At 40.0% G+C, this 25,051-nt stretch carries 29 protein-coding genes; 20 read left to right on the forward strand and 9 right to left on the reverse strand.

Features of this window, described 5'->3' with window-relative positions:
• Nucleotides 1-35 precede the first annotated feature (35 nt).
• The 8 genes from H9649_RS00935 to H9649_RS00970 all read left to right on the forward strand — a co-directional run bounded on the left by H9649_RS00935 (nucleotide 36) and on the right by H9649_RS00970 (nucleotide 8,447).
• Nucleotides 36-851, forward strand: coding sequence for a pyruvate, water dikinase regulatory protein (locus H9649_RS00935; RefSeq protein WP_191692770.1), 816 nt, complete (start codon nucleotides 36-38; stop codon nucleotides 849-851).
• Between the two features lie 203 nt (nucleotides 852-1,054).
• A complete protein-coding gene (gene dnaG, locus H9649_RS00940; protein WP_191692771.1) occupies nucleotides 1,055-2,869 on the forward strand; it encodes a DNA primase in 1,815 nt (604 codons plus the stop codon).
• A 35-nt stretch (nucleotides 2,870-2,904) separates the two neighbouring features.
• A complete protein-coding gene (gene rpoD / locus H9649_RS00945; RefSeq protein ID WP_225229597.1) occupies nucleotides 2,905-4,077 on the forward strand; it encodes an RNA polymerase sigma factor RpoD in 1,173 nt (390 codons plus the stop codon).
• Between the two features lie 110 nt (nucleotides 4,078-4,187).
• The gene (locus H9649_RS00950; protein WP_191692772.1) at nucleotides 4,188-4,739 is read left to right on the forward strand and encodes a hypothetical protein; all 552 of its coding nucleotides are present in this window, start codon (nucleotides 4,188-4,190) and stop codon (nucleotides 4,737-4,739) included.
• Between the two features lie 114 nt (nucleotides 4,740-4,853).
• On the forward strand, nucleotides 4,854-5,993 hold the full coding sequence (locus H9649_RS00955) for an acyl-CoA dehydrogenase family protein (protein WP_191692773.1): 1,140 nt from the start codon (nucleotides 4,854-4,856) through the stop codon (nucleotides 5,991-5,993).
• A gap of 139 nt (nucleotides 5,994-6,132) precedes the next feature.
• Nucleotides 6,133-6,516, forward strand: coding sequence for a c-type cytochrome (locus tag H9649_RS00960; protein WP_191692774.1), 384 nt, complete (start codon nucleotides 6,133-6,135; stop codon nucleotides 6,514-6,516).
• Nucleotides 6,517-6,630: 114 nt separating this feature from the next.
• On the forward strand, nucleotides 6,631-7,329 hold the full coding sequence (locus H9649_RS00965) for a tRNA (adenine(22)-N(1))-methyltransferase (protein ID WP_191692775.1): 699 nt from the start codon (nucleotides 6,631-6,633) through the stop codon (nucleotides 7,327-7,329).
• Nucleotides 7,326-8,447: a Nif3-like dinuclear metal center hexameric protein gene (locus H9649_RS00970; RefSeq protein ID WP_191692776.1), complete on the forward strand. Its 1,122-nt coding sequence runs from the start codon at nucleotides 7,326-7,328 to the stop codon at nucleotides 8,445-8,447. Before H9649_RS00965 ends, H9649_RS00970 begins: the two co-directional genes overlap by 4 nt.
• A 48-nt stretch (nucleotides 8,448-8,495) precedes the next feature.
• Here H9649_RS00970 and H9649_RS00975 read toward each other — a convergent pair whose 3' ends face one another.
• Complete coding sequence (locus tag H9649_RS00975; RefSeq protein ID WP_191692777.1) at nucleotides 8,496-9,476, reverse strand: 4-hydroxy-3-methylbut-2-enyl diphosphate reductase; 981 nt, start codon at nucleotides 9,474-9,476, stop codon at nucleotides 8,496-8,498.
• A gap of 68 nt (nucleotides 9,477-9,544) precedes the next feature.
• Nucleotides 9,545-9,985, reverse strand: a complete 441-nt coding sequence (gene vrrA, locus H9649_RS00980; RefSeq protein WP_191692778.1) for a VrrA/YqfQ family protein — start codon at nucleotides 9,983-9,985, stop codon at nucleotides 9,545-9,547.
• Between the two features lie 113 nt (nucleotides 9,986-10,098).
• Between vrrA and H9649_RS00985 the strand changes: the two genes are divergently transcribed.
• Together H9649_RS00985 and H9649_RS00990 are read left to right on the forward strand one after the other, a co-directional pair.
• Nucleotides 10,099-11,400, forward strand: coding sequence for a DEAD/DEAH box helicase (locus H9649_RS00985; RefSeq protein WP_191692779.1), 1,302 nt, complete (start codon nucleotides 10,099-10,101; stop codon nucleotides 11,398-11,400).
• A 7-nt stretch (nucleotides 11,401-11,407) separates the two neighbouring features.
• On the forward strand, nucleotides 11,408-12,295 hold the full coding sequence (locus tag H9649_RS00990) for a deoxyribonuclease IV (protein ID WP_191692969.1): 888 nt from the start codon (nucleotides 11,408-11,410) through the stop codon (nucleotides 12,293-12,295).
• A gap of 80 nt (nucleotides 12,296-12,375) precedes the next feature.
• On the opposite strand, the gene H9649_RS00995 is transcribed toward H9649_RS00990, so the two are convergent.
• A complete protein-coding gene (locus tag H9649_RS00995) occupies nucleotides 12,376-12,621 on the reverse strand; it encodes a hypothetical protein (protein WP_191692780.1) in 246 nt (81 codons plus the stop codon).
• A 151-nt stretch (nucleotides 12,622-12,772) separates the two neighbouring features.
• Here H9649_RS00995 and H9649_RS01000 point away from each other — a divergent pair, with 151 nt between their 5' ends.
• The 3 genes from H9649_RS01000 to H9649_RS01010 are packed head-to-tail and all read left to right on the forward strand — an operon-like array spanning nucleotide 12,773 to nucleotide 14,821.
• Nucleotides 12,773-13,543, forward strand: a complete 771-nt coding sequence (locus H9649_RS01000) for a metal ABC transporter ATP-binding protein (protein WP_191692781.1) — start codon at nucleotides 12,773-12,775, stop codon at nucleotides 13,541-13,543.
• Nucleotides 13,540-14,418 carry a metal ABC transporter permease gene (locus tag H9649_RS01005; protein ID WP_191692782.1) on the forward strand — a complete coding sequence of 293 codons (879 nt, stop codon included), beginning with the start codon at nucleotides 13,540-13,542 and terminating at the stop codon, nucleotides 14,416-14,418. Before H9649_RS01000 ends, H9649_RS01005 begins: the two co-directional genes overlap by 4 nt.
• The gene (locus H9649_RS01010; protein ID WP_191692783.1) at nucleotides 14,405-14,821 is read left to right on the forward strand and encodes a Fur family transcriptional regulator; all 417 of its coding nucleotides are present in this window, start codon (nucleotides 14,405-14,407) and stop codon (nucleotides 14,819-14,821) included. Before H9649_RS01005 ends, H9649_RS01010 begins: the two co-directional genes overlap by 14 nt.
• Nucleotides 14,822-14,878: 57 nt before the next feature.
• Here the strand turns inward: H9649_RS01010 and H9649_RS01015 are convergent, their stop codons facing one another.
• The 4 genes from H9649_RS01015 to H9649_RS01030 form a co-directional block, all read right to left on the reverse strand.
• Nucleotides 14,879-15,466, reverse strand: a complete 588-nt coding sequence (locus tag H9649_RS01015; RefSeq protein WP_191692784.1) for a hypothetical protein — start codon at nucleotides 15,464-15,466, stop codon at nucleotides 14,879-14,881.
• On the reverse strand, nucleotides 15,463-16,587 hold the full coding sequence (ispG, locus tag H9649_RS01020) for a flavodoxin-dependent (E)-4-hydroxy-3-methylbut-2-enyl-diphosphate synthase (RefSeq protein ID WP_263613395.1): 1,125 nt from the start codon (nucleotides 16,585-16,587) through the stop codon (nucleotides 15,463-15,465). The genes H9649_RS01015 and ispG overlap by 4 nt, the downstream gene beginning before the upstream one ends.
• An 87-nt stretch (nucleotides 16,588-16,674) precedes the next feature.
• Nucleotides 16,675-17,001 carry a hypothetical protein gene (locus H9649_RS01025; protein ID WP_191692785.1) on the reverse strand — a complete coding sequence of 109 codons (327 nt, stop codon included), beginning with the start codon at nucleotides 16,999-17,001 and terminating at the stop codon, nucleotides 16,675-16,677.
• Between the two features lie 47 nt (nucleotides 17,002-17,048).
• Nucleotides 17,049-17,552: a DUF1189 family protein gene (locus tag H9649_RS01030; RefSeq protein ID WP_191692786.1), complete on the reverse strand. Its 504-nt coding sequence runs from the start codon at nucleotides 17,550-17,552 to the stop codon at nucleotides 17,049-17,051.
• Nucleotides 17,553-17,784: 232 nt separating this feature from the next.
• Between H9649_RS01030 and H9649_RS01035 the strand changes: the two genes are divergently transcribed.
• The 4 genes from H9649_RS01035 (at nucleotide 17,785) to H9649_RS01050 (ending at nucleotide 22,904) form a co-directional block, all read left to right on the forward strand.
• Entirely contained in the window at nucleotides 17,785-19,416 is a 1,632-nt protein-coding gene (locus tag H9649_RS01035) for a Na/Pi cotransporter family protein (protein ID WP_191692787.1), read from the forward strand.
• A 15-nt stretch (nucleotides 19,417-19,431) separates the two neighbouring features.
• Nucleotides 19,432-19,917: a DUF456 domain-containing protein gene (locus H9649_RS01040; RefSeq protein WP_191692788.1), complete on the forward strand. Its 486-nt coding sequence runs from the start codon at nucleotides 19,432-19,434 to the stop codon at nucleotides 19,915-19,917.
• Nucleotides 19,918-20,000: 83 nt separating this feature from the next.
• A complete protein-coding gene (gene sodA, locus H9649_RS01045) occupies nucleotides 20,001-20,603 on the forward strand; it encodes a superoxide dismutase SodA (protein WP_191692789.1) in 603 nt (200 codons plus the stop codon).
• 105 nt (nucleotides 20,604-20,708) lie between these two features.
• Nucleotides 20,709-22,904, forward strand: coding sequence for a peptidoglycan D,D-transpeptidase FtsI family protein (locus H9649_RS01050; protein WP_191692790.1), 2,196 nt, complete (start codon nucleotides 20,709-20,711; stop codon nucleotides 22,902-22,904).
• A 38-nt stretch (nucleotides 22,905-22,942) separates the two neighbouring features.
• Here H9649_RS01050 and H9649_RS01055 read toward each other — a convergent pair whose 3' ends face one another.
• Together H9649_RS01055 and H9649_RS01060 are read right to left on the reverse strand one after the other, a co-directional pair.
• Entirely contained in the window at nucleotides 22,943-23,422 is a 480-nt protein-coding gene (locus H9649_RS01055) for a hypothetical protein (RefSeq protein ID WP_191692791.1), read from the reverse strand.
• Complete coding sequence (locus tag H9649_RS01060; protein ID WP_191692792.1) at nucleotides 23,419-23,775, reverse strand: helix-turn-helix domain-containing protein; 357 nt, start codon at nucleotides 23,773-23,775, stop codon at nucleotides 23,419-23,421. Before H9649_RS01060 ends, H9649_RS01055 begins: the two co-directional genes overlap by 4 nt.
• 171 nt (nucleotides 23,776-23,946) lie before the next feature.
• Between H9649_RS01060 and rpmG the strand changes: the two genes are divergently transcribed.
• The 3 genes from rpmG (at nucleotide 23,947) to H9649_RS01075 (ending at nucleotide 24,930) form a co-directional block, all read left to right on the forward strand.
• Nucleotides 23,947-24,096 carry a 50S ribosomal protein L33 gene (gene rpmG, locus H9649_RS01065; protein ID WP_191692793.1) on the forward strand — a complete coding sequence of 50 codons (150 nt, stop codon included), beginning with the start codon at nucleotides 23,947-23,949 and terminating at the stop codon, nucleotides 24,094-24,096.
• Between the two features lie 61 nt (nucleotides 24,097-24,157).
• Nucleotides 24,158-24,739: a 5-formyltetrahydrofolate cyclo-ligase gene (locus H9649_RS01070; RefSeq protein ID WP_191692794.1), complete on the forward strand. Its 582-nt coding sequence runs from the start codon at nucleotides 24,158-24,160 to the stop codon at nucleotides 24,737-24,739.
• Nucleotides 24,736-24,930 (forward strand): YqgQ family protein, encoded by a 195-nt coding sequence (locus H9649_RS01075; protein WP_191692795.1) that lies wholly within the window; start codon nucleotides 24,736-24,738, stop codon nucleotides 24,928-24,930. Before H9649_RS01070 ends, H9649_RS01075 begins: the two co-directional genes overlap by 4 nt.
• Nucleotides 24,931-25,051: the final 121 nt, after the last annotated feature.

A 25,051-nucleotide genomic window follows, 5' to 3' on the forward strand; every position in this document is an offset into this window, starting at 1 on the left:
TTACATGTTGAAGTTGTGTATAAAGGAGTGATACAATGACGAAATTGACAATGTTCATTGTTTCTGATTCTGTAGGAGAGACGGCCGACCTTGTTGCTAAAGCTGCAGCTAGCCAATTCAGACAGGACTTGGAAACTGTTTTGATAAAACGCTTTTCTCATGTCGAAGACGAATCACAACTTAGGGAAATCGCGTTTTTAGCAAAACAACAGGAAGCGATTGTCGTTTATACATTAGTAAAAAGTTCTATGCGTGCAAAAATAAAAGAAGAATGCGGATTAAACGGTCTTAAATGTGTAGATTTGCTTGGTCCTCTGTTGAAATCAATAGGCGAGACTGTTAATGAGAGTCCGTATGAAGAACCAGGACTGGTTCGTCAATTGGACGAAGATTACTTCAAAAAAATCGAAGCGATAGAATTTGCAGTCAAATATGATGATGGACGTGATCCAAGGGGAGTTCTAAAAGCAGATATAGTACTAGTCGGCGTTTCGAGGACATCGAAGACCCCTCTATCGCAATATTTGGCTCATCGGAGATTTAAAGTGGCAAATGTCCCCCTAGTACCTGAAGTAGATCCTCCTGAAGAATTATTCCAAATCGATCCTAAAAAGTGCTTTGGGTTAGTCATTTCTCCTACCGTACTCAACTCTATTCGGAAAGAGAGACTGATAGCGTTAGGGTTAAAAGACGATGCCAATTATGCTCAGATTGACCGCATTGAGCAAGAGTTACAACATTTTGAGAGAGTCGTTAACAAAATAGGATGTAAAGTGATTAATGTGTCTAATCGGGCAGTGGAAGAAACAGCGAACCTGATTTTAAGCGACTTGTCGAATCCGCAAGTATAATCTAGTAAAAACAAGAGCCTTCCAGTAAATAATGGTTGGTTCTTCTTTTGGGATTGTGTACAATAGTATATTGCCGCCGACTGTTCGGTTTTGTGTTCAAGGACTAGCGGTGACAAATATTGTTATAAAATTATTTTGTCGAATAAGAAGGATTTTTGAAAGCTATCTAGAATTCAAGTATGTATGAAAAGAATGGTGATAGGATGACGAAGATTCCCGAAGAGACAATCGAAGAAGTTAGAGCGAAGACAGATATCGTCGACTTGATAGGTGAATATGTTCAACTGACAAGAAGAGGCAAGAACTGGTTTGGGCTATGCCCTTTCCATGGTGAAAGCACACCTTCTTTTTCTGTTTCGGAAGACAAGCAGTTATTTCATTGTTTTGGTTGTGGTGCGAGTGGGAATGCAATAACTTTTGTTATGGATATTGAGAACTATCCGTTTACAGAAGCGGTCTCAAAACTTGCAGATCGATCTGGTATTGAATTGGGTGTTGAACTGAATAGCGGTTCTGCAAACGTTCGGAAAGTCGAAAACCAATCGATGATTGAAGCTCATAAACTTGCGGCTAATTTCTATAGTCATTTATTACTGAATACTGAAGAGGGTGAAAAGGCATTAAGTTATTTGGAACAAAGAGGGTTTTTGCGTGAACATATCGAAAAGTATGGTATAGGATGGTCTCTCGATGATCGTGAAGTACTGTCCCAACTATTACAAAGAAAGAAATTCGATATGAAGGAGATGGAGCAGGCAGGACTATGCATCATGAAAAACGATGGAACAGGATATTTCGACAGATTCCGTGGACGGATCATGTTCCCTTTACATGATGATAGCGGAAATGTCGTTGCTTTCTCTGGAAGAATTATAAAGGACTCAAAAGACGAAGCGAAATATTTGAATAGTCCCGAGACACCGATCTTTGAAAAGGGTCGTTTGCTCTATAATTTTCATAATGCACGTCTTAATGTGCGTAAAACGGGTAAAGTAATACTGTTTGAAGGATTTATGGATACAATTGCTGCAGAAAGAGCAGGCATCATGAATAGTGTCGCAGTAATGGGCACATCCTTGTCTGACACCCATTTGACGAAGTTGAAGAGAATTGCTAATCAACTGATCATTTGTTGTGATGGTGATAATGCAGGTTGGGAAGCGGCTAGGCGTTTTGCCATACTGGCAGATCAGAAAGGCCTGGATGCGCAAATAGCTCTTTTACCGGAAAAGATAGATCCAGATGATTATATTTCGACGTATGGCGGCGAAGCATTTGCTACTAAAATTATTGGGAGCCCTCATTCTTATATGTCGTTTACACTGGCCTATTACAAAAGATCAAAGAATTTGTCACATGAGAACGATGTGTTGCAATATATCCATGAAGTTATGGAAGAGCTTGCTTCGAAAGTCTCTCCTGTTGAAAGAGATTTGCTGATTCGACAATTGAATGCCGAAACGGGGATATCTGCAGAAGCACTTAAGGAACAGCATACCAAAATTATCGGCAAACTTGCACAGAAGGAAAAGTCGACTGAACCAAGTATCCAGGCTGTTCAGCCAATTGAATTGGCAAGGAATCGTAAAACGAACAGCGTGGAAAGGGCTGAAAGGTTTCTTCTTTGTCATCTGCTGAATGACGGAAATCTATTTGACAGGATACGTGATGAGCACCAGGAGCTTTTTAATCGGGAAGAATATGTAACGATTTTTGTGAAGCTTGCTGCATTCTATGAAGAGCACAAGTCACCTGATTTCCACAGGTTTGCAGAATCGATAGATGACCGTGAACTTCGAAAAATCGTCATGGAAGCGGCGATGCTTGAAAGGGATCCTGGTTTTGCAGAACAGGAAATACATGACTGCATCCATCATCTGAAAAAGCATCACGTAACATTGAAAATCGACATGATGATGCATGAATCTAAGGAAGCGGAAAAAATGAAAGATTATACCCGGGCGCTGGAGCTGGCCAGGGAAATTATACAGCTCCGGAAATCATTATCGGCAATGTAAGCCGTATTCCGGTGAATTAAGGAGGAACGGGTATTATGACTAAAAAAGAGCAATCCGGCGAAATGGAGAATGAAATGACGTTAGACGAAATGAAAGCAAGCTTATTGGAAGCAGGTAAGAAAGCAGGGGAGTTATCTCAAGATGAAGTGGCAGAAAAACTATCCACTTTTGAGATGGAACCTGAACAATTTGAGGAATTCCTTGATCAAATCGAAGCTGCAGGTATTGAAATGGAACGTAAAGACGATGAAGAAGTACCTGCTAAGGAAGAGACGTTTGACTTGAATGACTTAAGTGTTCCCCCTGGCGTCAAAATCAACGATCCTGTGCGTATGTATTTGAAGGAAATCGGCCGAGTTGACCTGTTAACAGGCGATCAGGAAGTCAAATTAGCGATTGGTATAAAAGAAGGCGTTGCTGCTGAAGAGAAACTTGCTGATATGAAAAAACCTTCTCCTGAGCTGTTAGACCTTGTTGAGAAAGGTGAAAACGCTAAGAAGAGACTTGCTGAAGCGAATTTACGTCTTGTTGTAAGTATTGCAAAGCGATATGTCGGACGTGGAATGCTGTTTCTTGACTTAATCCAAGAAGGAAATATGGGACTAATCAAAGCTGTTGAGAAATTCGATCATACAAAAGGCTTTAAATTCAGTACGTATGCAACATGGTGGATTCGTCAAGCAATCACGCGTGCAATCGCTGACCAAGCGCGTACAATCCGTATTCCAGTTCATATGGTGGAAACAATTAATAAACTAATCCGTGTACAACGTCAATTGCTTCAAGATCTCGGTCGCGAACCGTCTCCTGAGGAAATTGGAGAAGAGATGGAACTGACAGCGGAAAAAGTGCGTGAAATACTAAAAATTGCTCAAGAGCCTGTGTCACTGGAAACGCCTATTGGTGAAGAGGACGATTCTCATCTTGGCGATTTCATCGAAGATTCCGAAGCGCAGTCTCCTTCTGATCATGCTGCATACGAATTGTTGAAAGAACAGCTGGAAGATGTGTTGGATACGTTGACAGACCGTGAAGAAAATGTTTTGCGTCTGCGTTTTGGTCTTGATGACGGAAGGACAAGAACTCTTGAAGAAGTAGGTAAGGTATTTGGCGTCACACGCGAGCGTATTCGTCAAATCGAAGCGAAAGCACTGCGCAAATTAAGACATCCTTCAAGAAGTAAAAGGTTGAAAGACTTTTTGGAATAAGCAGCACGCATCGGCAGTTGGACTATGCCGATGTTTTTTTAATAGGAGCATACGGTGAACTAGACAGTAACTGAATCTACCTGACTGAGAAAGAGTAGGGGCGAAATTGTATGAATGCGCAACGCAAGAAAATAATTATGACAGAAATTAATTATTGGAAAAGTAATAAGCTGCTTCCAGAACATTATTGTGATTTTTTAATTACGTTGTATACGCAAGGCGAGGAAGATAGTGAAGTCAATATTTCTGAAGCAATTCTTGTGAAAGAAAAAAAGAGTATGAATCGGACTATCCTATTTTTTCTGTTGCTTACAATTGGAATAGGATTGACGATGTTCTTTGTTTCCGCTTATCCAGTTGTTACGCTTTTGATCGCTCTATTATTCACGGTAACGTTATTGGCGAAAACGATTTTTAGTAAAGCGACTGCATCTGGATTAAACACATTTTTGTATATCATTTCGGCATTCATGCTGCTACTTATATCATTGAAAATATGGTTTTTGTTTTTTGCGGAACACTCTTATTTGCTTGTCGTTCTATTAATCTTAAACTGCTTGCTTTGGCTTTTAGCAGGAAGGCTTTTGAAACTGATTTATTTTACACTTTCAGGAGCTGGAGGATTGCTACTTATCATTGGTTTCTTCATTAAAACCATATAATAATTTTTGAGAATGTCCGACGTCTGTTAATCTTCCTCAAGATTGATTTTGATAGTCGGGCATTTTTCTGTATAATAGAATTGTAAGCGTTCACAATTAAAGGGGATGAAGAAAATGAATTTTGATTTGACAGATGAGCAACAAATGATTAAAAAGATGATGCGGGAGTTTTCAGATGAAGTTGTTGCGCCTGGGGCTATTGAGCGAGACAGGACAAAACAGTTTCCAACAGAAATATTTAAAAAACTATCGGAAATGGGAATGATGGGGCTACCTTTCGCTGAAGAATATGGTGGTGGTGGAGCGGATACAACTAGTTTTGCAATTGTCACAGAAGAGTTAAGTAGGGGATGCGCTTCAACGGGAATTACATACTCGGCACATATATCTTTAGGCGGGGCTCCTTTAAATCTATTTGGGACAGAAGAGCAGAAACAAAAGTATTTAGCACCGATCTGTACGGGGGAATCATTCGGTGCCTTCGGTTTGACAGAACCTAATGCAGGTTCAGATGCTGGAGGAACACAGACGACTGCAGTTGAAGATGGTGATGATTATGTCATTAATGGATCTAAAGTGTATATTACGAATGCTAGTCTTGCGAAACATTTGGCATTGACTGCGATTACAGGTACAGAAAATGGCAAGAAAGAGATCAGTGCAATTATCGTACCAACGGATGCCGAAGGATTTACGATTATCGACAATTATGAGAAAATGGGACTGAATGCCTCCAATACGACTGAACTAGTACTTGATAACGTACGAGTACCTAAAGAAAACCTGCTCGGTAAGCAAGGGGACGGCTTTAGACAGTTCTTAGTCACACTTGATGGTGGACGCATTGGAATAGGCGCAATGGCTGTAGGAATCGCTCAGGCGGCCTTTGATCGTGCGCTAAAATACTCTAAAGAGCGTAAGCAGTTCGGCAAGACACTTTCGGAATTCCAAATCACTCAATTTAAATTAGCGGATATGGCGATGAAAATTGAATTGGCGCGGACGATGGTTTATAAGGCGGCTTGGCTGAAAGATCAGGGTCGTCCATTTACAAAAGAAGCAGCGATGTGTAAATTATACGCATCTGAAATTGCGATGGAAGTCGCGGATGAAGCGATTCAGATTCATGGCGGCTACGGCTATATGAAAGAATACGAAGTGGAGCGTTATATGAGAGATGCGAAACTTCTTGAAATTGGAGAAGGAACTTCTGAAGTACAGCGCATGGTCATTGCACGCCAAATTGGCTGCTGATGTAGAAAGTTTGTCTAATTTGTCACAAAGGGCAAAATGTATAGTGATAACTCTTTCAGTTTTTCGCCGGATACAGTACAATATTAGATGTGCACTGTATATATTTACAGAATATTTCCTTGTGAAGGAGGGTAATTCAATGAAAAACAATCCCGTAGTGCCTTATATCCTAATATTTGCGCTAGGATTAGGACTTATTTTCTTCATGTCACTTTACGGTCTTGACCAGAAAAAAGAGATTACTGCAACTGATGAAGATGGAAAGACTGAAGAAACAGAAGGTGATTCAGCAGCAGCTGAAGATTTCGATCCTGAAACCTTCGTTCAAGGACAATGTATTGGCTGTCATGGTGGTGACCTAACTGGAGGAATGGGACCAAGCTTAGTTGGTTTGACTGACTCAGAAGAAGAGGTCCACGGCTTCATTAAAAACGGTAAAGGCGATATGATGCCTCCGTTTGGTGACAAGCTTGCAGATGAGCAAATTGATGAATTGACTGAGTATCTCTTTTCACTTAAATAAGAGATAAAAACCATCGGAAATGGCAGAATAATTGCCTTTCCGATGGTTTTTTGTTTTCTGGAAAAGAAAACGTCTATCCATTACAATTAGATGAATAGAAAGGCGGGAACTTTAGTGAATCATGATAAATTATCAGCAAGACTGACGGCAGTGGCGGAATTTGTTGAACAAGGTGCAATCTTAGCTGATATCGGAAGCGACCATGCTTATTTGCCGTGCTATTTAGTCAGTAACGGTAAAGTGAAAAAAGCGATTGCCGGAGAAGTAGTGAAAGGCCCTTATGAGTCCGCAAAAAGGAATGTAGCAAAAAAAGGACTGTCAGAAAAGATCGAAGTCCGGTTGGCAAATGGTTTGGCGGCAATTAAATCGACTGATGAAATAGACACGGTTACTATCGCAGGAATGGGTGGACCGCTAATTGCTTCGATATTGGACGCAGGATCAACTGAATTGGCATCTGTGAAAAAAATTATTACACAACCGAACATTCATGCTTCTTCAATTCGTGAATGGGCTGTTAATAACGAATGGAAAGTTGTAGGCGAACAAATTTTAGAAGAAGATAATAAAATTTATGAAATTATTGTACTCGAAAGAGGAACAGCGACTTACGATGAACTACAAATGCTAGTAGGACCTATTTTAATGGTTGATAAATCGACTGTATTTATAGATAAATGGAATCGTGAATCCTCTGAGTGGCAACGAATTGCAGATTCTTTAGAGCAAGCGGGTAATTCGGAAGATGTTACGAATAAAAAACAGGAACTGAAAAAGAAAATTGAGTTAATCAGGAGGGTTTTATCGACGTGAAAAAAGTGAATGGCCATGAAATCATTTCTTTATTTGAACAATGGTCGCCCAAACGGTTTGCAGAAGATTGGGATCCAGTAGGTCTTCATATTGGACAATTGAACCGGCCAGTTGAAAAAGTTCTTATTACATTAGATGTCAATGAAAAAGTCATTGATGAGGCAATAAGTGAAGGAGCTAATTTGATCATCGCCCATCATCCTCCTATTTTTCGACCGATGAAGTACATTTGGACAGATACACCTCAAGGTCGGCTAATCGAGAAATGCATCAAACACGATATTGCGGTCTATGCGGCCCATACAAACTTGGACGTAGCTCCAGGAGGCGTGAACGATTTATTAGCACAATGTCTCCATCTACAACAAGTGGAAGTGATGGAACCAACGCTATCCGACCCACTTTACAAACTTGCAGTATTTTGTCCAGTCGATCATGCGGACAACTTACGTGCTGCACTAGCACATGCAGGTGCAGGCGCGATTGGAGATTATATAGGATGCAGTTTCAGTTCAACTGGAACTGGTCGGTTTACGCCTATTGCGGGTGCGGAACCGTTCATTGGCAAAGTTGGTAACGAGGAAGCTGTTTCAGAAGAGCGAATTGAAGTGGTGTTGCCAGGACCGTTAAAAGAAAAAGTGTTAAAAGCAATGCTCGCGTCCCATCCATATGAAGAGCCTGCTTATGACTTTTTTGTGTTAGACCAGCGTACAGAAGAGTTTGGACTTGGTAGAGTAGGTAAGTTGGATAATGAAATGACTTTGGAAGAATTTGCATTATTTGTTAAAAAAGCTTTTGATGTGCCAGCTGTTAGGGTTGTTGGAGAGTTAAATACGCGAGTTCGCAAAGTCGCTGTTCTAGGTGGAAGCGGCAGCAAGTATATACGCGCGGCAAAACGAAAAGGTGCGGATGTCTTTGTCACTGGGGACATGGATTTCCATAGTGCACAAGATGCGGAAATGATGGATCTAGGAATTGTCGATCCAGGACATCATGTTGAGAAAGTGATGATTGAAGGTGTTGCTAAAAAATTGGAGGATATGTGCAATGATATGAGCTATGATGTCACGTTCATCCGTTCTGCTATTGACACTGAGCCGTTTCGATTTATTATGTAAGATAGAAAAAAGTTGTCCCGCCATCTATTGATGGCAGAACAACTTTTTTTATTCATTCACAGGATAAGGTTCAATGCGTTTAACTGGCTCGGGATTCTTAATCTTTGGTAGAATTCGGTCCAATTTGAACGTGCTTTCTGGTACATGGGTCGTGGGATCTGCTGGATCAAACGTATCCAAGAAGCTGATCACTTCTCTAACAATTAATGTAGGTGTAGATGCTCCTGCAGTGACCGCCACCGTTTCGACGCCTTCTAGCCAACTGATATCAATCTCTGAAACATCTGAAATTCGATAAGATGGTGTATTGGCAATCTCGACCGATACTTGTGTCAACCGATTGGAGTTATTGCTTTTAGGGTCTCCGACGACGATAAGCAGATCTGCTTCGCCCGCTTGTTCAGCGACCGCTTCTTGACGTACTTGCGTTGCTAGGCAAATTTCTTTATGCACTTCGATATGAGGAAACTTCTCTTTTAATGCCTCCATAATGTGCACAACATCCCATTGACTCATCGTCGTCTGATTCGTGACCAGTAATTTTTCATTGGAAAGTTCAAGACCTTCAACATCTTCTAGCGTTTCAATTAAATGAACGGCATGAGGAGCGACTCCAATAGCCCCTTCAGGTTCTGGATGATGCTTCTTACCAATGTAGATAATGTCGTAACCTTGAGAAGTCTTCTCTTCAATTAAGTCATGTGTCACAGTGACGTCAGGACAAGTGGCATCGATAGAGACAAGTCCTTTACGCTTAGCCAGTTCACGCACTTCAGGCGAGACACCGTGTGCAGTGAAGATGACCGTACCTGACTCGACCTTCTCCAGAATTTCCAAACGGTTTTCCCCGTCCAATGTAATGATGCCATCTTCTTCAAAAGCATCTGTCACATGTTTATTATGAACAATCATGCCGAGTATATAAATAGGTCTTGGCAATGTTTTGTCGAGTGCTGCATTTCTTGCTATGACCATTGCATCGACAACCCCGTAACAATAACCGCGCGGGGAAATCTTCATCACTTTCATTCAACTCCACACTCCTCAAAAGGGATCTGTATCCATTATAGCGGAGTCTGGCAACCGATTCAAAATTATTAGTTGGGCGGTTGGAAGATTCGTGGATTAGATGGGCCAAGTGGTGAACTTGCTTGTGACACACCTGGTGCTGTAGCTGCCGATGCCGCCACTCCCGCTCCAGCAGAAGGGAGTGATTGGAAACCTTTATACAGTCTCCACATTGCAGGTAGGTTTTGAACCATAGGAGCCATTTGTTGGACAATCGGTGCAAATTGTTGAGCGGTATTCAAAAATCGGTTGGCTGTCTGCATGTACATTTCCATCTTTGAACCATCTTGTTGCTGTCCTTGAGCAGGCGCGCCATACTGATTAGCCATTTGGTCAATAGGAAAAGCCTGCCTCTGTTCCAAGCCTGGATTGACATATTGCTGTGGCAAGTAGCCGTATTGTATGGGCTGTCTCATCGCGACTGGAGGAGGCTGATTGCCCGAAAATGGATAGAAGGATTCGTATCTCATCATAAACCCCTTTCTTTTAGTCATTGTGAGCATTCACAATATATACTATGCGAAAATCGCATACGGCGGAACGGAATCATGTTACAATAGGAATACGTTAGGAGGCATAAAAAATGTCTAAATTCACAGATTACAATTTTAAACCGTTTTTGCGCGAAGCGATTGAACGGTTAGGTTTCGAACAGCCGACACCTATTCAAAAAGAGATGATTCCATTAATCCTAAAAGGATCAAATGCAATCGGTCAAGCCCATACAGGTACAGGGAAGTCCCATAGTTTTCTCATTCCAATTGTCGAACGTCTTGATGAGCAGAAAGAGGAATTACAGGCGGTCATTACTGCACCAACAAGAGAGCTTGCAACGCAACTTTATGAAGAACTCAATAAAATGATTGAACATACAGGGCTCCGCAGTTCAATTCTAATCGGAGGAACAGACAAACAACGTTCCATTGACAAATTGAAATCCAACCCTCATATAATTGTCGGAACACCTGGGAGAATTCGTGATCTGACTGAAGTGAAAGCGCTGAATATCCACACAGCTTCTATACTCGTCATTGATGAAGCGGACCTGGCATTTGATATGGGATTCATCGAGGATATCGATCAATTCGCTTCTAAAATGCCGCATAATCTTGAAATGTATGTATTTTCAGCGACTATTCCTGAAAAACTGAAGCCATTCCTTTCTAAATATATGGATAGCCCGGTTCATGTACAAATTGGCAATAAAAAGCCGTTAACTGAAGGGATGCAGTATTCATTAGTACCAATTCGTAGTATGGATCGCAAAAAGAAATTACTTCATGTCTTACAGGCGATAAACCCTTATTTGGCAATTGTTTTCACGAATACGAAGCAAAATACGGATGAAGTTGCTAATTATCTTGCCAGTCACGGTATTAAAGCGGGAAGAATCCATGGTGCATTAAACGCGCGTGAACGTACAAGGATGATGAAGCAAATTCGCGATCTTGAATATCAGTACATCGTTGCAACAGATCTTGCGGCACGCGGTATAGACATTCCTGGTGTAAGCCATGTTGTGAACTATGAGCTTCCTGAAGAAAATGAATTCTTCATACACCGCGTAGGAAGAACAGCACGTGCAGGTCTTGAAGGAATTGCAATTACGTTATACGATCCTTCAGAGGAAGATAAAATCGTACAGATTGAAAAGTTAGGTATTCCCTTTGTTCATGAAGATATTAAAAACGGTGAATGGACGGAAGTTAAAGAACGGAATGCGCGTAAAAAACGTGTCAAAGAGAGCGACGAATTAGATCGCAAAGCTAGTTCATATATCCGAAAGCCTGATAAAGTAAAACCGGGTTATAAAAAGAAAATGACGAAAGATATCGAGAACTTTAAAAAGAGGGAAAGGAGACTGAACCGTAAAAATGGGAAATGATCAACAATTGCTGTTAGGCTCTCATGTATCTATGAGCGGCAAAAAGATGTTGCTTGGTTCGAGTGAAGAAGCTGCGGGATACGGAGCGACTACATTCATGATTTATACGGGTGCACCACAGAATACGAGAAGAAAACCGATAGAGGAACTCAATATTGAAGAAGGCACAGCACATATGAATGCCAACAATCTATCGAATATTGTCGTACATGCTCCTTATATTATTAATATCGGAAATACAACTAAACCTGAAACGTTTAGATTAGGCGTGGATTTTCTCCAATCGGAAATTCACCGTACTGCAGCGCTTGGTGCTAATCAGATTGTCTTGCACCCAGGAGCACATGTCGGGGCTGGAGCAGATGCCGGAATTGCGAAAATTATTGAAGGATTGAACGAAGTACTTTCAGATGACGCAACTGTTCGGATTGCACTTGAAACAATGGCCGGCAAAGGCAGTGAATGCGGCAGAAGTTTTGATGAAATTGCGAGAATCATTGATGGCGTTGAGAACAATGAGCGTCTTAGTGTATGTTTCGATACATGTCACGTACATGATGCAGGGTATGATATTGTCAATGATTTCGAAGGTGTTCTTAAAGAATTCGATGAGATTATCGGCAAAGAGAGAATTTCCGTCATTCATGTGAATGATAGCAAAAATGAACGTGGAGCAATGAAAGACCGTCATGAAAATATCGGGCACGGTCATATCGGATTCGATGCGCTTAACTATATTGTACATCACCCAGATTTCAAACAAGTGCCTAAAATCCTCGAAACACCATTTGTAGGAAATGATCCGAAAAAGAAAAAAGCTCCATACGAAATGGAAATCGAAATGTTTAAAGCAGGCATTTTCCAACCTGCAATGCGTGAATTGTTATTTGTTTAAGTCGTTTTGAATAAAAAGCTGTTTACAATAAGTAATTAAAGTGACGCCATTCCTCTCATATTAGGAATGGCGTCAGTTTGTTAAATCATATCCAAATACTGACGCAAGAGCTCTTCTCCTTTTTTTTCTCCTACAGCAACTTTCACTTTAGTAATAAAACTTTCCGGTATTCCTGTAAATAACCAATGAAATGATATGTCATCAATTAACGGACGAAGTGCGCGTATCTCTTTAATGGATAAATCGATACCATAAGAATCTGCTAACAACTTCGCTTCGTGATCGCTTTTCATTTTTATATCATTCAATAATTGCATAGAGTCCAAAGTTCACCATTCCTTCTCAAAGAGTTGTGTCGAATCCAAACATCGTTTATACTACTACGAGTGGTCGTAATAGTAATCGTTCCTATTTAAAGATTGGAAATAATGAAGCACTTTAAATGTAAGTTATGCAAAGTCAGAGAGGGTACATGAAATGAAAAAAATACTAATTGATTGTGAGAATGTCGGGTTCCATTATGGCCATTCCACAGTACTTGAAAATATTTCTTTACAAGTTAGAGCGGGAGAGTTTTGGGCATTAATTGGTCCAAACGGATCTGGCAAGTCAACGCTAATCAAAATTATTCTTGGTCTCTTAAAGCCTGATGAAGGGACTGTAAAACTTTTTGGGCATAGTGCAGAATCGTTCAAGCAACGTGAAAGAATCGGTTTTGTCTCACAGAAGTCCAATTCCTTTAATTCTGGCTTTCCTGCAACTGTCTTGGAAGTTGTTAAAAGTGGACTAACACGCAAAGTGGGTCTTTTCAAAGGTTTTTCAAAGCAAGATGAACAACGCGCTGTCGACGCTCTAAAAATTGTCAAGATGGATTCGTTCTCTACATCGAATATTGGCGAGCTATCGGGCGGGCAACAACAACGGGTATTTATTGCCCGCGCATTGGTCGGAGATCCAGATCTTCTAATTATGGACGAGCCGACAGTTGGCATCGATCAGAAAAATGTGGCGTCATTCTATTCTATGCTCAATGATCTGAACCGTGAACATGGCATAGCCATCTTACTTGTAACACACGAAATCGATCTCGTCACTGAACTTGCGTCACATGTTGCTTGTTTGAACCGTTCCATCCATTTTCACGGAGTACAATCGGATTATAGAAAAATGGACGATGAGCATATCTCTTCTTGGTATGGACATCCAGTCAGACGTGTACATGCATCGAAGGGGGACATGGACAAATGATCAGCGCCTTACTTAATTTTGAATTTTTACAGAACGCATTTTTATCTGGTCTCATTATCGGTGTTATAGCGCCTCTCCTAGGATTATTCATCGTCGTACGAAGATTGGCCCTCATTGCTGATGCATTAAGCCATGTTGCGCTTGCAGGAATAGCTGGTAGCCTTTATCTTAGTCAATCAGTGCTGTTCTTTTCTGCTTTAAATCCAATTTATCTTGGCATGGCTACAGCAGTTGGCGGTTCCTTGCTCATTGAGAGGTTGAGAGGTGCATATAAAAATTTTGAAGAACTCGCCATTCCGATTATTTTGTCTGCCGGAATCGGTTTCGGAGCGATATTCATCTCTCTGGCAAAAGGATTCGGTTCTGATCTTGTCGGTTATTTATTCGGTTCAGTCTCTGCAGTAAGCAGACAGGATTTATGGGTCATCGTTACAATAGCAATTGTTGTCATCGCATTTATTCGGTTTTTTTATAAAGAGTTATTTGCGCTATCATTTGATAAGGAATATGCTAAAGTATCAGGCATCAACGGAAAAATCATTCAAACTGTGTTCATGATTATCGTCGCGCTCGTTATCGGGGCATCGATGCGCATTGTCGGAATTCTACTGGTTTCGTCATTAATGACCATTCCTGTTGCAGCAGCTATTCAACTTGCAAAGAGTTTCAAGGGAGCTATGCTACTGTCAATAACAATTGGTGAACTGTCTGTAATAGTCGGGCTATTTTCAGCTTATCATCTTGATATTGCGCCAGGGGGGACAATCGTCATTACGTCAATTATCATCTTGCTCGGCGTACTTGGATGGAACAAATTCAAAGGCAAAAAGCGTGTAGGCAAAGTGAAAGGGGATCTTATGCATGACGTTGGATGAAGCTTGGGAGGTTCTTATACAAAATCAGTTCAAACGCACGAGAAATAGGGAAATCATATTAGAGTTTCTAATAGCAAAAGACCGTTATGTAACAGCTATGGAAGTTCGGAATCATATGGCAGCGGATAATCCTGGTGTGAGCTTTGATACGATTTACCGTAATCTGTCGACGTTTTCGGAACTTGGCATATTGGAAGAAACAGAATTGAATGGGGAGCGTCAGTTCAGAATGCAATGCGATCATGGCGTGCATCATCATCACTTCATTTGCACGGATTGCGGAAAAACAAAGAACATTCCGCATTGTCCAATGGAAACACTTGCTGTCAATCTACCAGGCTATGAAGTGGAAGGTCATAAATTTGAAGTGTATGGAAAATGCCCTGTTTGTGTTCATCCATGATATGTAGTCTTCAGAAATTTAAAAAGGAAGCTGGATTATTCATCCAGCTTCCTTTTATTATCCAATAATTTCAGCCTCAGTCGGGAACAGTTTATTGATCCATTCATCGGCTTCTTTCCAACCATTAACACGAATGACGCCCTCAGGAATCGGCTCACGATTATAAGGGGTATCGAAAAGAAGAACAGGGATATTAAGTTCTTCATGAATACCTACCGCATTATCATGTTTATCCTCAAAAAAAGCATCGACTTTGAACTTTTTTGCAGCCTCGATCTTATGGTGGGATCCAATAAGTTCAATATGGTCATACGGAATCTCTTCTGTATCAAACCACTGGCGTGTGCAATCTAGGACATTTTCACCACGAGCTGAAATGTAGTAAAGCTCGAAACGTTTCTGCCACTCGGACAAAATCATTTTGGCGTATTCCTGTGCAGGTGAAGTTGCGTAAATTACAGATTCTGCAGTCATATACCAATCATAAAATTCTTTTTCACTAATTGGAAAAGCTTTTGTTAAATCGTATTCTTTTATATCATCAAGGCAAAGGTTGCAACCGAATTGTTCATTGATATGTGGAAGTAGGGAAGTGGGGCAAGTTACAGTTCCATCAATATCAATTCCGAAACGAAGCTTTCTCATTCAGCAGTTCCACTTTGCAAAAGTAATTCTTCTTGACGTTTCTTTTCGAAATATTCTTCAGCTAGCTTATCAATTTCCATTTTCAGTTCTTCAACCATAGTCTCTTCTGGAACTTTACGAACAGTTTTCCCTTTCATGAACAGAAGACCTTCACCCCGAGCGCCTGCAATTCCGATATCAGCTTCACGGGCTTCTCCTGGACCATTGACTGCACAACCGAGCACAGCGACCTTAAGGGGTGCCTTGATCGTCGAGATATATTCTTCCACTTCATTCGCAATTGAAATCAAGTCGATTTCAATCCGACCGCAAGTAGGACAAGAAATAAGTGTTGCTGCGTTAGATGAAAGGCCAAATACTTTTAACAACTCTCGTGCCACTTTTATTTCTTGAACTGGATCTGCACTTAATGATACTCGAAGTGTATTACCGATACCTGCTGAAAGCAAAGTGCCTAGTCCTGCTGCGCTTTTAATGGATCCCGCAAACAACGTACCAGATTCGGTAATCCCTAAGTGTAAAGGATAATCGAAAGCTGCTGCGGCTTTCTTATAAGCTTCAACTGCTAGATTAACATCGGATGCTTTCAACGAAACGATAATATCGTGGAAATCCAAGTCTTCCAATATTTTTATATGATGCAAAGCACTTTCAACCATTCCGTCAGCTGTCGGATAGCCATACTTTTTAAGAATATGCTTCTCAAGAGATCCAGCATTTACACCGATCCGAATAGGGATGCCTTTTGCTTTGGCGGCCATTACGACAGCTTCAACCTTTTCTTGACGTCCGATGTTACCAGGATTAATACGTATCTTATCTGCGCCTTGTTCAATCGCAATTAGCGCAAGCTTATAATCAAAATGAATATCAACGACTAAAGGGATATTAATACGAGCTTTTATGGCACCAATTGAATAAGCTGCACGTTCATCCGGACAAGCTACACGGACAATCTGACAACCTGCTTCTTCTAAACGTAGAATTTCTTCTACTGTCGCTTCGACATCATGCGTTTTCGTCGTACACATACTTTGGATGAATAACTCATCGCTGCCGCCAATTGTTAAATTTCCTACACGGACAGGACGCGTTTTAGATCTGTGGATCATTTCATTCATGGATTTTCTCTCCTTAAAGAAACTATTAACTGACTTCTATTTTAGCAATCATTAACCTTAAAAGACAAGGCACACCTCTTAAGCTTATTAATCACATACTGTGTTAGCTAACTTTGTCACTGGCAGTTTTATAATCAAGCCACCTATTAACTCTTGGTTTTGAAGGTGTGGATTGAGGGAATAAAATGCTGATAGCCTTTCGACAAATGTCGACTCTGGATCTGGATACATTGAAAGCAATGTTTCAATTGTATCTCCTTGTATCGTTGTAACTTGTATTACTTGTATTTTCGGTTCAACGCACGGCGTATCTTCGCCGAAAAAAGCGGCAAGAGGGATTGTCCCATCAAAAAGATCCACCCGTACAATATGAAAAATGAGAAATAATATAGCTGCGATAACGATTGTGCGCATGAGCAATCCCTCCCTTCAAACACTATATGCATGAGGAGGGATTGTATTCATCGAATCGCTTTTGGATAATACTTAAGAGCAAACAAAATATATGCGATATGAATAATGGACGTCACCAACGTGCTCCAAGTTTCCATCATAGGGAAGAAGTCGAATAAAATTGTAGATAATAGGGGGACTGTAATGCTCATAGCCGCAGTCCTCCATAAAAAGCGATATTCGACACGTTTTTTCAAGACTTTTCCGATTACAAGACCAATTGCTGCGAATAAGCTTATTCTTACAAATACATAAAAAGTAGCAATGACAAATTGGAAAATAAGAGCGGACGGATAAATTAAACCGCCCATCGTTTTGCTGTATTCATTCAATTCTGGTGAATCGACAAATAGTTCAGTATCTCCAAATAGGAAACGCCCAAAAGAGATGACAGTCATAATGGAGACGAAAAAGAACACATATTTAATGACCCGTCCGATAGGCAATAACCGGAATGCTGCCAGCTTTTTTGGTTCGTGCAGCGAGGCAACGAATAATTGATGGAACTTCACAGAAAAGTACCCCCCCTTTAACTGAAATCAGTTTATCATTTTTCGGCATTTTAGTGGACATCAACGACCTCTATTTATAGGGTAAGAAATCAATATACGACAGAATGATGACATTTTTAATATCAATTGTTAAGGGAATGTAAAGATTTGCTCACTTCTATTTACAATCGGGACATACTATCAACATAATAAGGTTGTTATACATATAAGCATGATGGAGGTTGACTGTTGAATGGATGTTAATTGGCAAGAGATGCTGTTTCAATTTATAGGGGGTCTCGGAATCTTCCTATTCGCCATAAAGTACATGGGTGACGGTTTGCAAAAAGCAGCGGGAGACCGATTAAGATCGATTTTAGATCGTTTTACGACAAATCCTTTCATGGGTGTATTAGTCGGTATCATCGTCACCGTCCTTATACAATCAAGTTCAGGTACGACAGTCATTACCGTAGGATTGGTAAGCGCAGGTTTCATGACATTGCGTCAGGCTATTGGTGTCATAATGGGCGCCAATATTGGTACAACGATTACGGCTTTTATTATCGGTCTTGACGTAGGTGCATACGCATTGCCAATTATGGCATTTGGAGCATTTCTCATCTTTTTCATCAAAAAGAATTCTATTAAAAATATGGGTGAAGTCATTTTCGGTTTCGGTGGATTATTCCTCGGATTGGAACTGATGAGCGCAGGCATGAAACCGCTCAGTTCTTTGTCGGCTTTTTCGGACTTTACCGTGACGATGGCAGATCATCCCTTACTAGGTGTAGTCGCAGGTACAGTATTTACACTTATTGTACAGAGTTCGAGTGCGACTGTCGGGATTTTGCAAGGCTTGTACGCTGAAAATCTTGTTGATTTGCAAGCAGCGTTGCCAGTATTGTTTGGCGATAACATCGGTACGACAATTACAGCGATTCTTGCTTCAATTGGCGCTTCTGTAGCTGCAAGACGTGCTGCGGCAACACATGTATTATTCAATATTGTCGGCGCAATCGTATTCTTGATATTGCTTCATCCTTTTACATTGTATGTTGAATGGATTGCGGGTGTATTGAATCTCGAAAGCAAAATGCAAATTGCATTTGCCCACGGAACATTTAACGTCGTAAATACGTTGATCCAGTTCCCTTTAATTGGAGCATGGGCGTTATTTGTTACTAAAATCATTCCAGGTAAGGATGTAACGATTGAATACAAACCGAAGCATCTGGATCCAAACTTTATTAACCAGTCACCTGCTGTAGCGATTGGACAAGCAAAAGAAGAAATTATTCGTATGGGTGATTTTGCAGTGCAAGGTCTTGAAGAGACCTACGAATATTTAAAAACAAGCAATAAACGAAATGCAGAAACTGCTTATCAAATTGAAGATGCAATTAATAACTTAGATCGAAAAATTACTGATTATCTTGTGGAAATTTCTGCGGTTAATATTTCACCGGTTGAATCAGCTCGACATGTCATGTTAATGGATACGGTTAGGGACATTGAACGGATCGGAGACCACTTTGAAAACATCATTGAACTAATTGATTTTAGAGAGGTAAATAAAGTGAAATTGACCGAAGATGCGATGGACGATTTGACTGAAATGTTTACATTGACTATTGGAACAGTAGACAAGGCAATTCGTTCATTGGATACAAATGACATTGAATTGGCAAAAACAGTTGCTGAGCAAGAAGATCTTATTGATAAGATGGAACGTAAATTTAGAAAAAATCATATTGTACGTCTTAATGGCGGTCATTGTTCAGCACAAGCAGGCATTGTATTTGTTGATATTGTTTCCAATTTGGAACGTATTGGTGACCATGCGGTAAATATCGCAGAAGCAATTTTAGGAAAACGCGTGTAAAGAGGAGGGATAGCATTGGAAATTATCGGATGGATTGTAGCTATCGTCATGTTTGTCGTCGCATTTATCGGATTGATTTATCCAATAATCCCTTCTGTTTTCTTTATTGTTGGTGGATTTCTGCTGTATGGCTGGATAGTATCATTTGAGGACATGGGATGGATTTTCTGGATTATCCAAGTACTTTTTGTCATTTTATTGTTTGGAGCAGATACACTTGCAAACGTTGTTGGTGTGAAAAAGTTTGGCGGTTCAAAAGCAGGGATGTGGGGAAGTACGATAGGGTTATTGATCGGTCCATTCATCATACCGGTTGCAGGGATTTTAATTGGCCCCTTCCTAGGAGCCGTTATAGCCGAACTGTTATTTTCACGCACAGGACTTAAACAGTCATTAATGACAGGAGTTGGATCTTTGGTCGGATTCTTAACTTCGATTGTCACGAAAGGCTTTGTAATGCTTCTAATGATTGGCATTTTTATTATTTTCATTGCCATATAATTCATTTCAATTGAATGACATCTTCTCTTTTGATAATGTTAAAGGGTAGGAAAAATCACTATCACACGAGGAGGAATGTACAAATGGCTTACACATTACCAGAATTACCATATGCTTATGACGCACTAGAGCCTCATATCGACAAAGAAACGATGAACATTCACCACACGAAACATCACAATACGTATGTAACAAACGTAAACAACGCGTTGAAAGGTCATGAAGAGTTAGCTTCTAAATCTGTTGAAGAACTAATTGCTGACATGGATGCTATTCCTGAAGATATCCGTACAGCTGTCCGTAATAACGGTGGTGGACATGCTAACCACTCTTTCTTCTGGAAAACGCTTTCTCCGAATGGAGGCGGCAACCCTACTGGCGAATTGGCTGAGGCGATCGACAAGAAGTTCGGCAGCTTTGACGCATTTAAAGAAGAGTTTGCAAAAGCTGCTACAACTCGTTTCGGTTCAGGTTGGGCATGGCTTGTTTCAAATAATGGCGAACTTGAAATCACATCGACGCCAAACCAAGATTCACCATTAATGGACGGCAAAAAGCCGGTTCTAGGTCTTGACGTTTGGGAGCATGCATACTATTTGAACTATCAGAACAGACGCCCTGATTATATTTCAGCATTTTGGAATGTAGTAGATTGGGACGCTGTCGCTAAAAATTTTAAAAATTAATTTCTAATATGCAACTAAGCATACGTCCTGTTCGTCAGGATGTATGCTTTTTATATTGCGAAATGCTATAATGCAATGTGAACTAAACTTGTTAGGGGAATTATTATGAAGAAGCCTATGCGCAAAGTGGACCAAGCAAAAATCCGGCAACGAAAACATATCGCTTTCAGGATGAATTTACTGTTCTTTTCCATTTTCATCTTGTTTTCCATGTTGATTTTCAGACTTGGCTATTTGCAAATCGTTAAAGGTGAAACTTATGCCAAACTGTTAGAGAAGACCGAAGAAATTCCGGTAAATACAAGTGTCCCAAGAGGAAGAATCTATGACCGTACTGGTAAAATACTTGTAGACAATAAACCTATGAATGCCATTACATATACTAAGACAACTTCCACAACGTCTGCACAGATGCTGGAAATTGCGGAAGATTTATCTGAACTTATCAATCAAGATACGAAGCGAGTAACTTTAGGAGACAAACGTGACTTCTGGATACTAAAGAATCCTAAAAAAGCGGCAAAGAAAGTTAGTCCGGAGGAAATAAAAAAAATTAGTTCAAATGGTACTGTTTCTAAAAGTGATATACAACGCAAAATAAACAAGTTGACAAGAGAAAGAATAACGGATGAGGAAATTAATTCCTTTACCGACCATGATTTAGAAGTTTTGGCGATTTACCGTGAAATGATGTCAGGATATGCTTATTCGCCTCAAATTATTAAAAGTACCAATGTGACCGACCAAGAATTTGCTGCGGTATCAGAGCGCCTTGGTGACTTGAAAGGGATAAATACGACAACTGATTGGAATCGCGTCAAGTTTTCAAGTAGTACAATTCTTGGGACTATGACAAGTTCAGTAGAAGGTATCCCGAAATCGCATCTTAATTATTATTTAGCGCGTGATTATTCAAGAAACGACCGCATCGGCAGAAGTTATTTTGAACAGCAGTATGAAGAGTTGTTAAAAGGTCAAAAGACGATAGTTAAAAACATTAAAGACAGAACAGGACGTGTCGTTGAGACAAAGACCGTGAGAGAAGGGGTTCCCGGCAAAGATCTAGTCCTTTCAATGGATAGTGAGCAACAGGAATTTTTGGAACAACTATTATCTGAAAAATTATTAGAAATGAAGAAAGATCCAAAAGCAGGATTGCTCGACCGGGCTTTTATTGTAATGATGGATCCTAATAATGGGGAAGTCTTGGCGTTAGTTGGCAAGAGACTTGTGAAAGATTCAGATACAGGCAAATGGGACGTTCATGATTATGCGTATGGAACTTTCACAGCCGCTTATGAAGTTGGTTCCACTGTGAAATTGGCCACTGTACTTACGGGGTATAGTGAAAATGTTTTATCTGTCGGTGAAGTGAAGATTGATGAACCGATCTATATTAGTGGCACAGCGAAGAAAGCGTCACTCTTTAATCAGTTTGGTCGTGTTCCTATTAATGACATACAAGCGTTGGGACGTTCTTCCAACGTCTATATGTTCAAGATTGCGATGTCTATGGGTAATGCCGTTTATAGGCCACATAAATCGTTACCAATTGATAAAGGAGCTTTTGACAGATTACGTAATTCTTACGCTTCTTTCGGGTTAGGTGTGAAAACTGAAATCGATTTGCCAGGAGAATTTTCAGGGTTCCCTGGCACAGACACAATTTCTGGTAAGTTACTCGACTTTTCAATTGGACAGTTTGATACCTATACACCATTACAACTGCTGCAATATGTATCGACAGTCGCAAATGGAGGGAATAGGGTTGCGCCAAAAATATTGAAAGAAATAAGAGAACCTTCCGTTGACGGAGAAACGTTAGGATCTTTACTTCAAGAGACGGATGTGAAAGTGTTAAATCACATTAACAATACTGAAGAAGAAATTGAACAAGTGAAAAAGGGTATGCATTACACATACTTCGGACCAAATGGAACAGGACACAATCTGTTTGACGGAGCTTCATATACTCCAGCTGGTAAAACGGGTACTGCCCAAACTTCTTACTATGGAGATGATCGTAGCAAGTACGGAATGGCATCTGTGAATTTGACGCATATAGGTTTTGCACCAGCGGAAAATCCAGAAGTCGCTTATGCATTCGTAATTCCGTACGCTTCAACAAACCGGGCGGATTATAAGTTTGCGAATAAAGCGATGGGCGAACTTGTCAGACAATCGTTAGACAATTATTTTGAACTGAAAGAACAACGACTGTCTGTTAACAATGTTGAAACAACTAGTCAAGCAATCGAGCGTCGTCATGAATTAGATGAGAACGATTCAGACGAAGAGTAAAAAGCTGCCTTATGCCGATCGGCATAGGGCAGCTTTTATCATTTTTTTGTATTGGTTATAACACCAGCAATTTCTTTAATGGACATCGTGGAATCAAGTTCGTATTCTCCGATTTGGATGCGTCCTGCTAAGTGATTATCAGAGAGGAATTGTTCCAATTCTTTACTAGAAGAAATTATTCCCGAACGCTCAAGTTTCTCGGAAACAATAGTGGAATTTGAACCTGATTCTATCGAGAGGACCGTTTTGACAAGAGACTCTTTTACAACTTCAGTAACTGGTTCCGATTTTTCTTTTTCAACTGGCTTTGAGGTCGTCTGGCCTTGATTTGATGAAGAAGATAGTGTCTGTGCTACTGCTAATTCTTCTTTCACGCGGTCAAGTTCCATCCGCACTTTTTTTAATTCAGCTTCTGAATTTTGTGTTGAAGCTGTCAGATTCTCCGGATTTGTGAAATACAAAATTGCTGCTGACAAGATGCAACCGATTCCTATACTTCTAAATACGATTTTCATCATACTGTAGCACCTCTTGATTTTAACACTTCCAGCACTTGGTCATTTGCTAGAGAGGAGCGCTTTGCGATTTCATTGACAGAATACCCTTGAGCGTGAAGTGATAGGATTTGATTGATAATGATTTCATGAACAGGTTTGTTTTTTACAGGTTGTGTTTTGGCGATTGTACTGACGCCAATCATCAGTTCCTCTTCAACAGCACGAAGTCGTTTTTTTAGTTGATTTGTTTCGTGGTGCAGGCTTATGGAGATATTTTCGATGTCTTCTTCATGTCCACTGGAAGACTTGCCGAAAAAGAAGGATAAAATTATGCTTATAAGTCCGATGATTAATAAGATGAGTGTTATATCCACTTGAAACGCCTCCGAAAATAGAATACTTTGTTCCTATAGTATCATATGGATGAAAATATTGTAATTTGAAACTTTCTACTTTACATACACGTGTGATATGATACAATTAAAAAGTCGTATAAATCATGCTCATATTTTAATTTATATTGCTAATGAGTGGGAGGGACAACAATGCGCGTAAATATTACACTTGCTTGCACAGATTGTGGAGAGCGTAATTACACTTCAAAGAAAAACAAGCGTAACAATCCGGAACGTCTTGAAATGAAAAAATATTGCTCACGTGAAAAGAAACAAACTTTGCACCGTGAAACAAAATAATCGCTCATGCCAAAACCTTTAAAGGGTTTTGGTTTTTTATTTCAAAATGGGGGAATAGTAGATGGGAAAAGTTGAAATACGCAAATCTGTCCTTAAATTACTTAATAATATGTTTGAATATGAACATGATCGAAAATCAGCAGTTATAATGAATCAACTAATTGAAAGCGATTCGTTCAAAAAGGCCAAATGTGTCGCTGTTACGATTTCAAGATATCCTGAAGTGGATACCCGTCCAATAATTAAATACGCTTGGCAGATGGGTAAACGAGTTGCAGTTCCGAAATGTAATGCTAGAACAAGGGAGATGGATTTTCGCACGATCAACTCCTTTGAAGATTTGGAAACAGTTTATATGGACTTGCTTGAACCGATTGAATCAAAGACAAAATCGGTTAGAAAAGATGAAATCGATTTACAAATTGTACCAGGCGTCGTGTTTTCCAAAGAAGGTTACAGAATCGGTTTTGGCGGTGGTTATTACGATAGATACTTGGAACAATACAAAGGGGATAGTGTATCGTTAGCCTTTGAAATTCAGATGATGAATGAAGTTCCTGTTCAATCGCATGATTTACCGGTAGATCGGATTATTACTGAAAATCAAATGATAGATTGCACATGTCATCGGAGTAACTTATGAAAACTTATTTTGACGTTCTCCAATTACTTAAGCGATTCGGTGTCTTCATCTATACAGGTGACAGGAATACAGATTTGGAATTAATGCTAACAGAAGTAAAAGACCTTTTTGAGAATGGTCTTCTAATGAAAGAAGACTATTTGGTGGCAGTGCTTATCCTTCGTCAGCAAATGAGTAATACAAGTAAGTAAAAGAGACATATGATAAATGATTGAGATAGTCAGTTGGAAGATGATGCTATTCACTTATTCATTGTTCACAACATAGTTTAATGGTATGCAAAAAAATCAAGATTATCTTAGGATAATTGAA

Source organism: Sporosarcina quadrami (assembly GCF_014836615.1).
Taxonomy (GTDB): domain Bacteria; phylum Bacillota; class Bacilli; order Bacillales_A; family Planococcaceae; genus Sporosarcina; species Sporosarcina quadrami.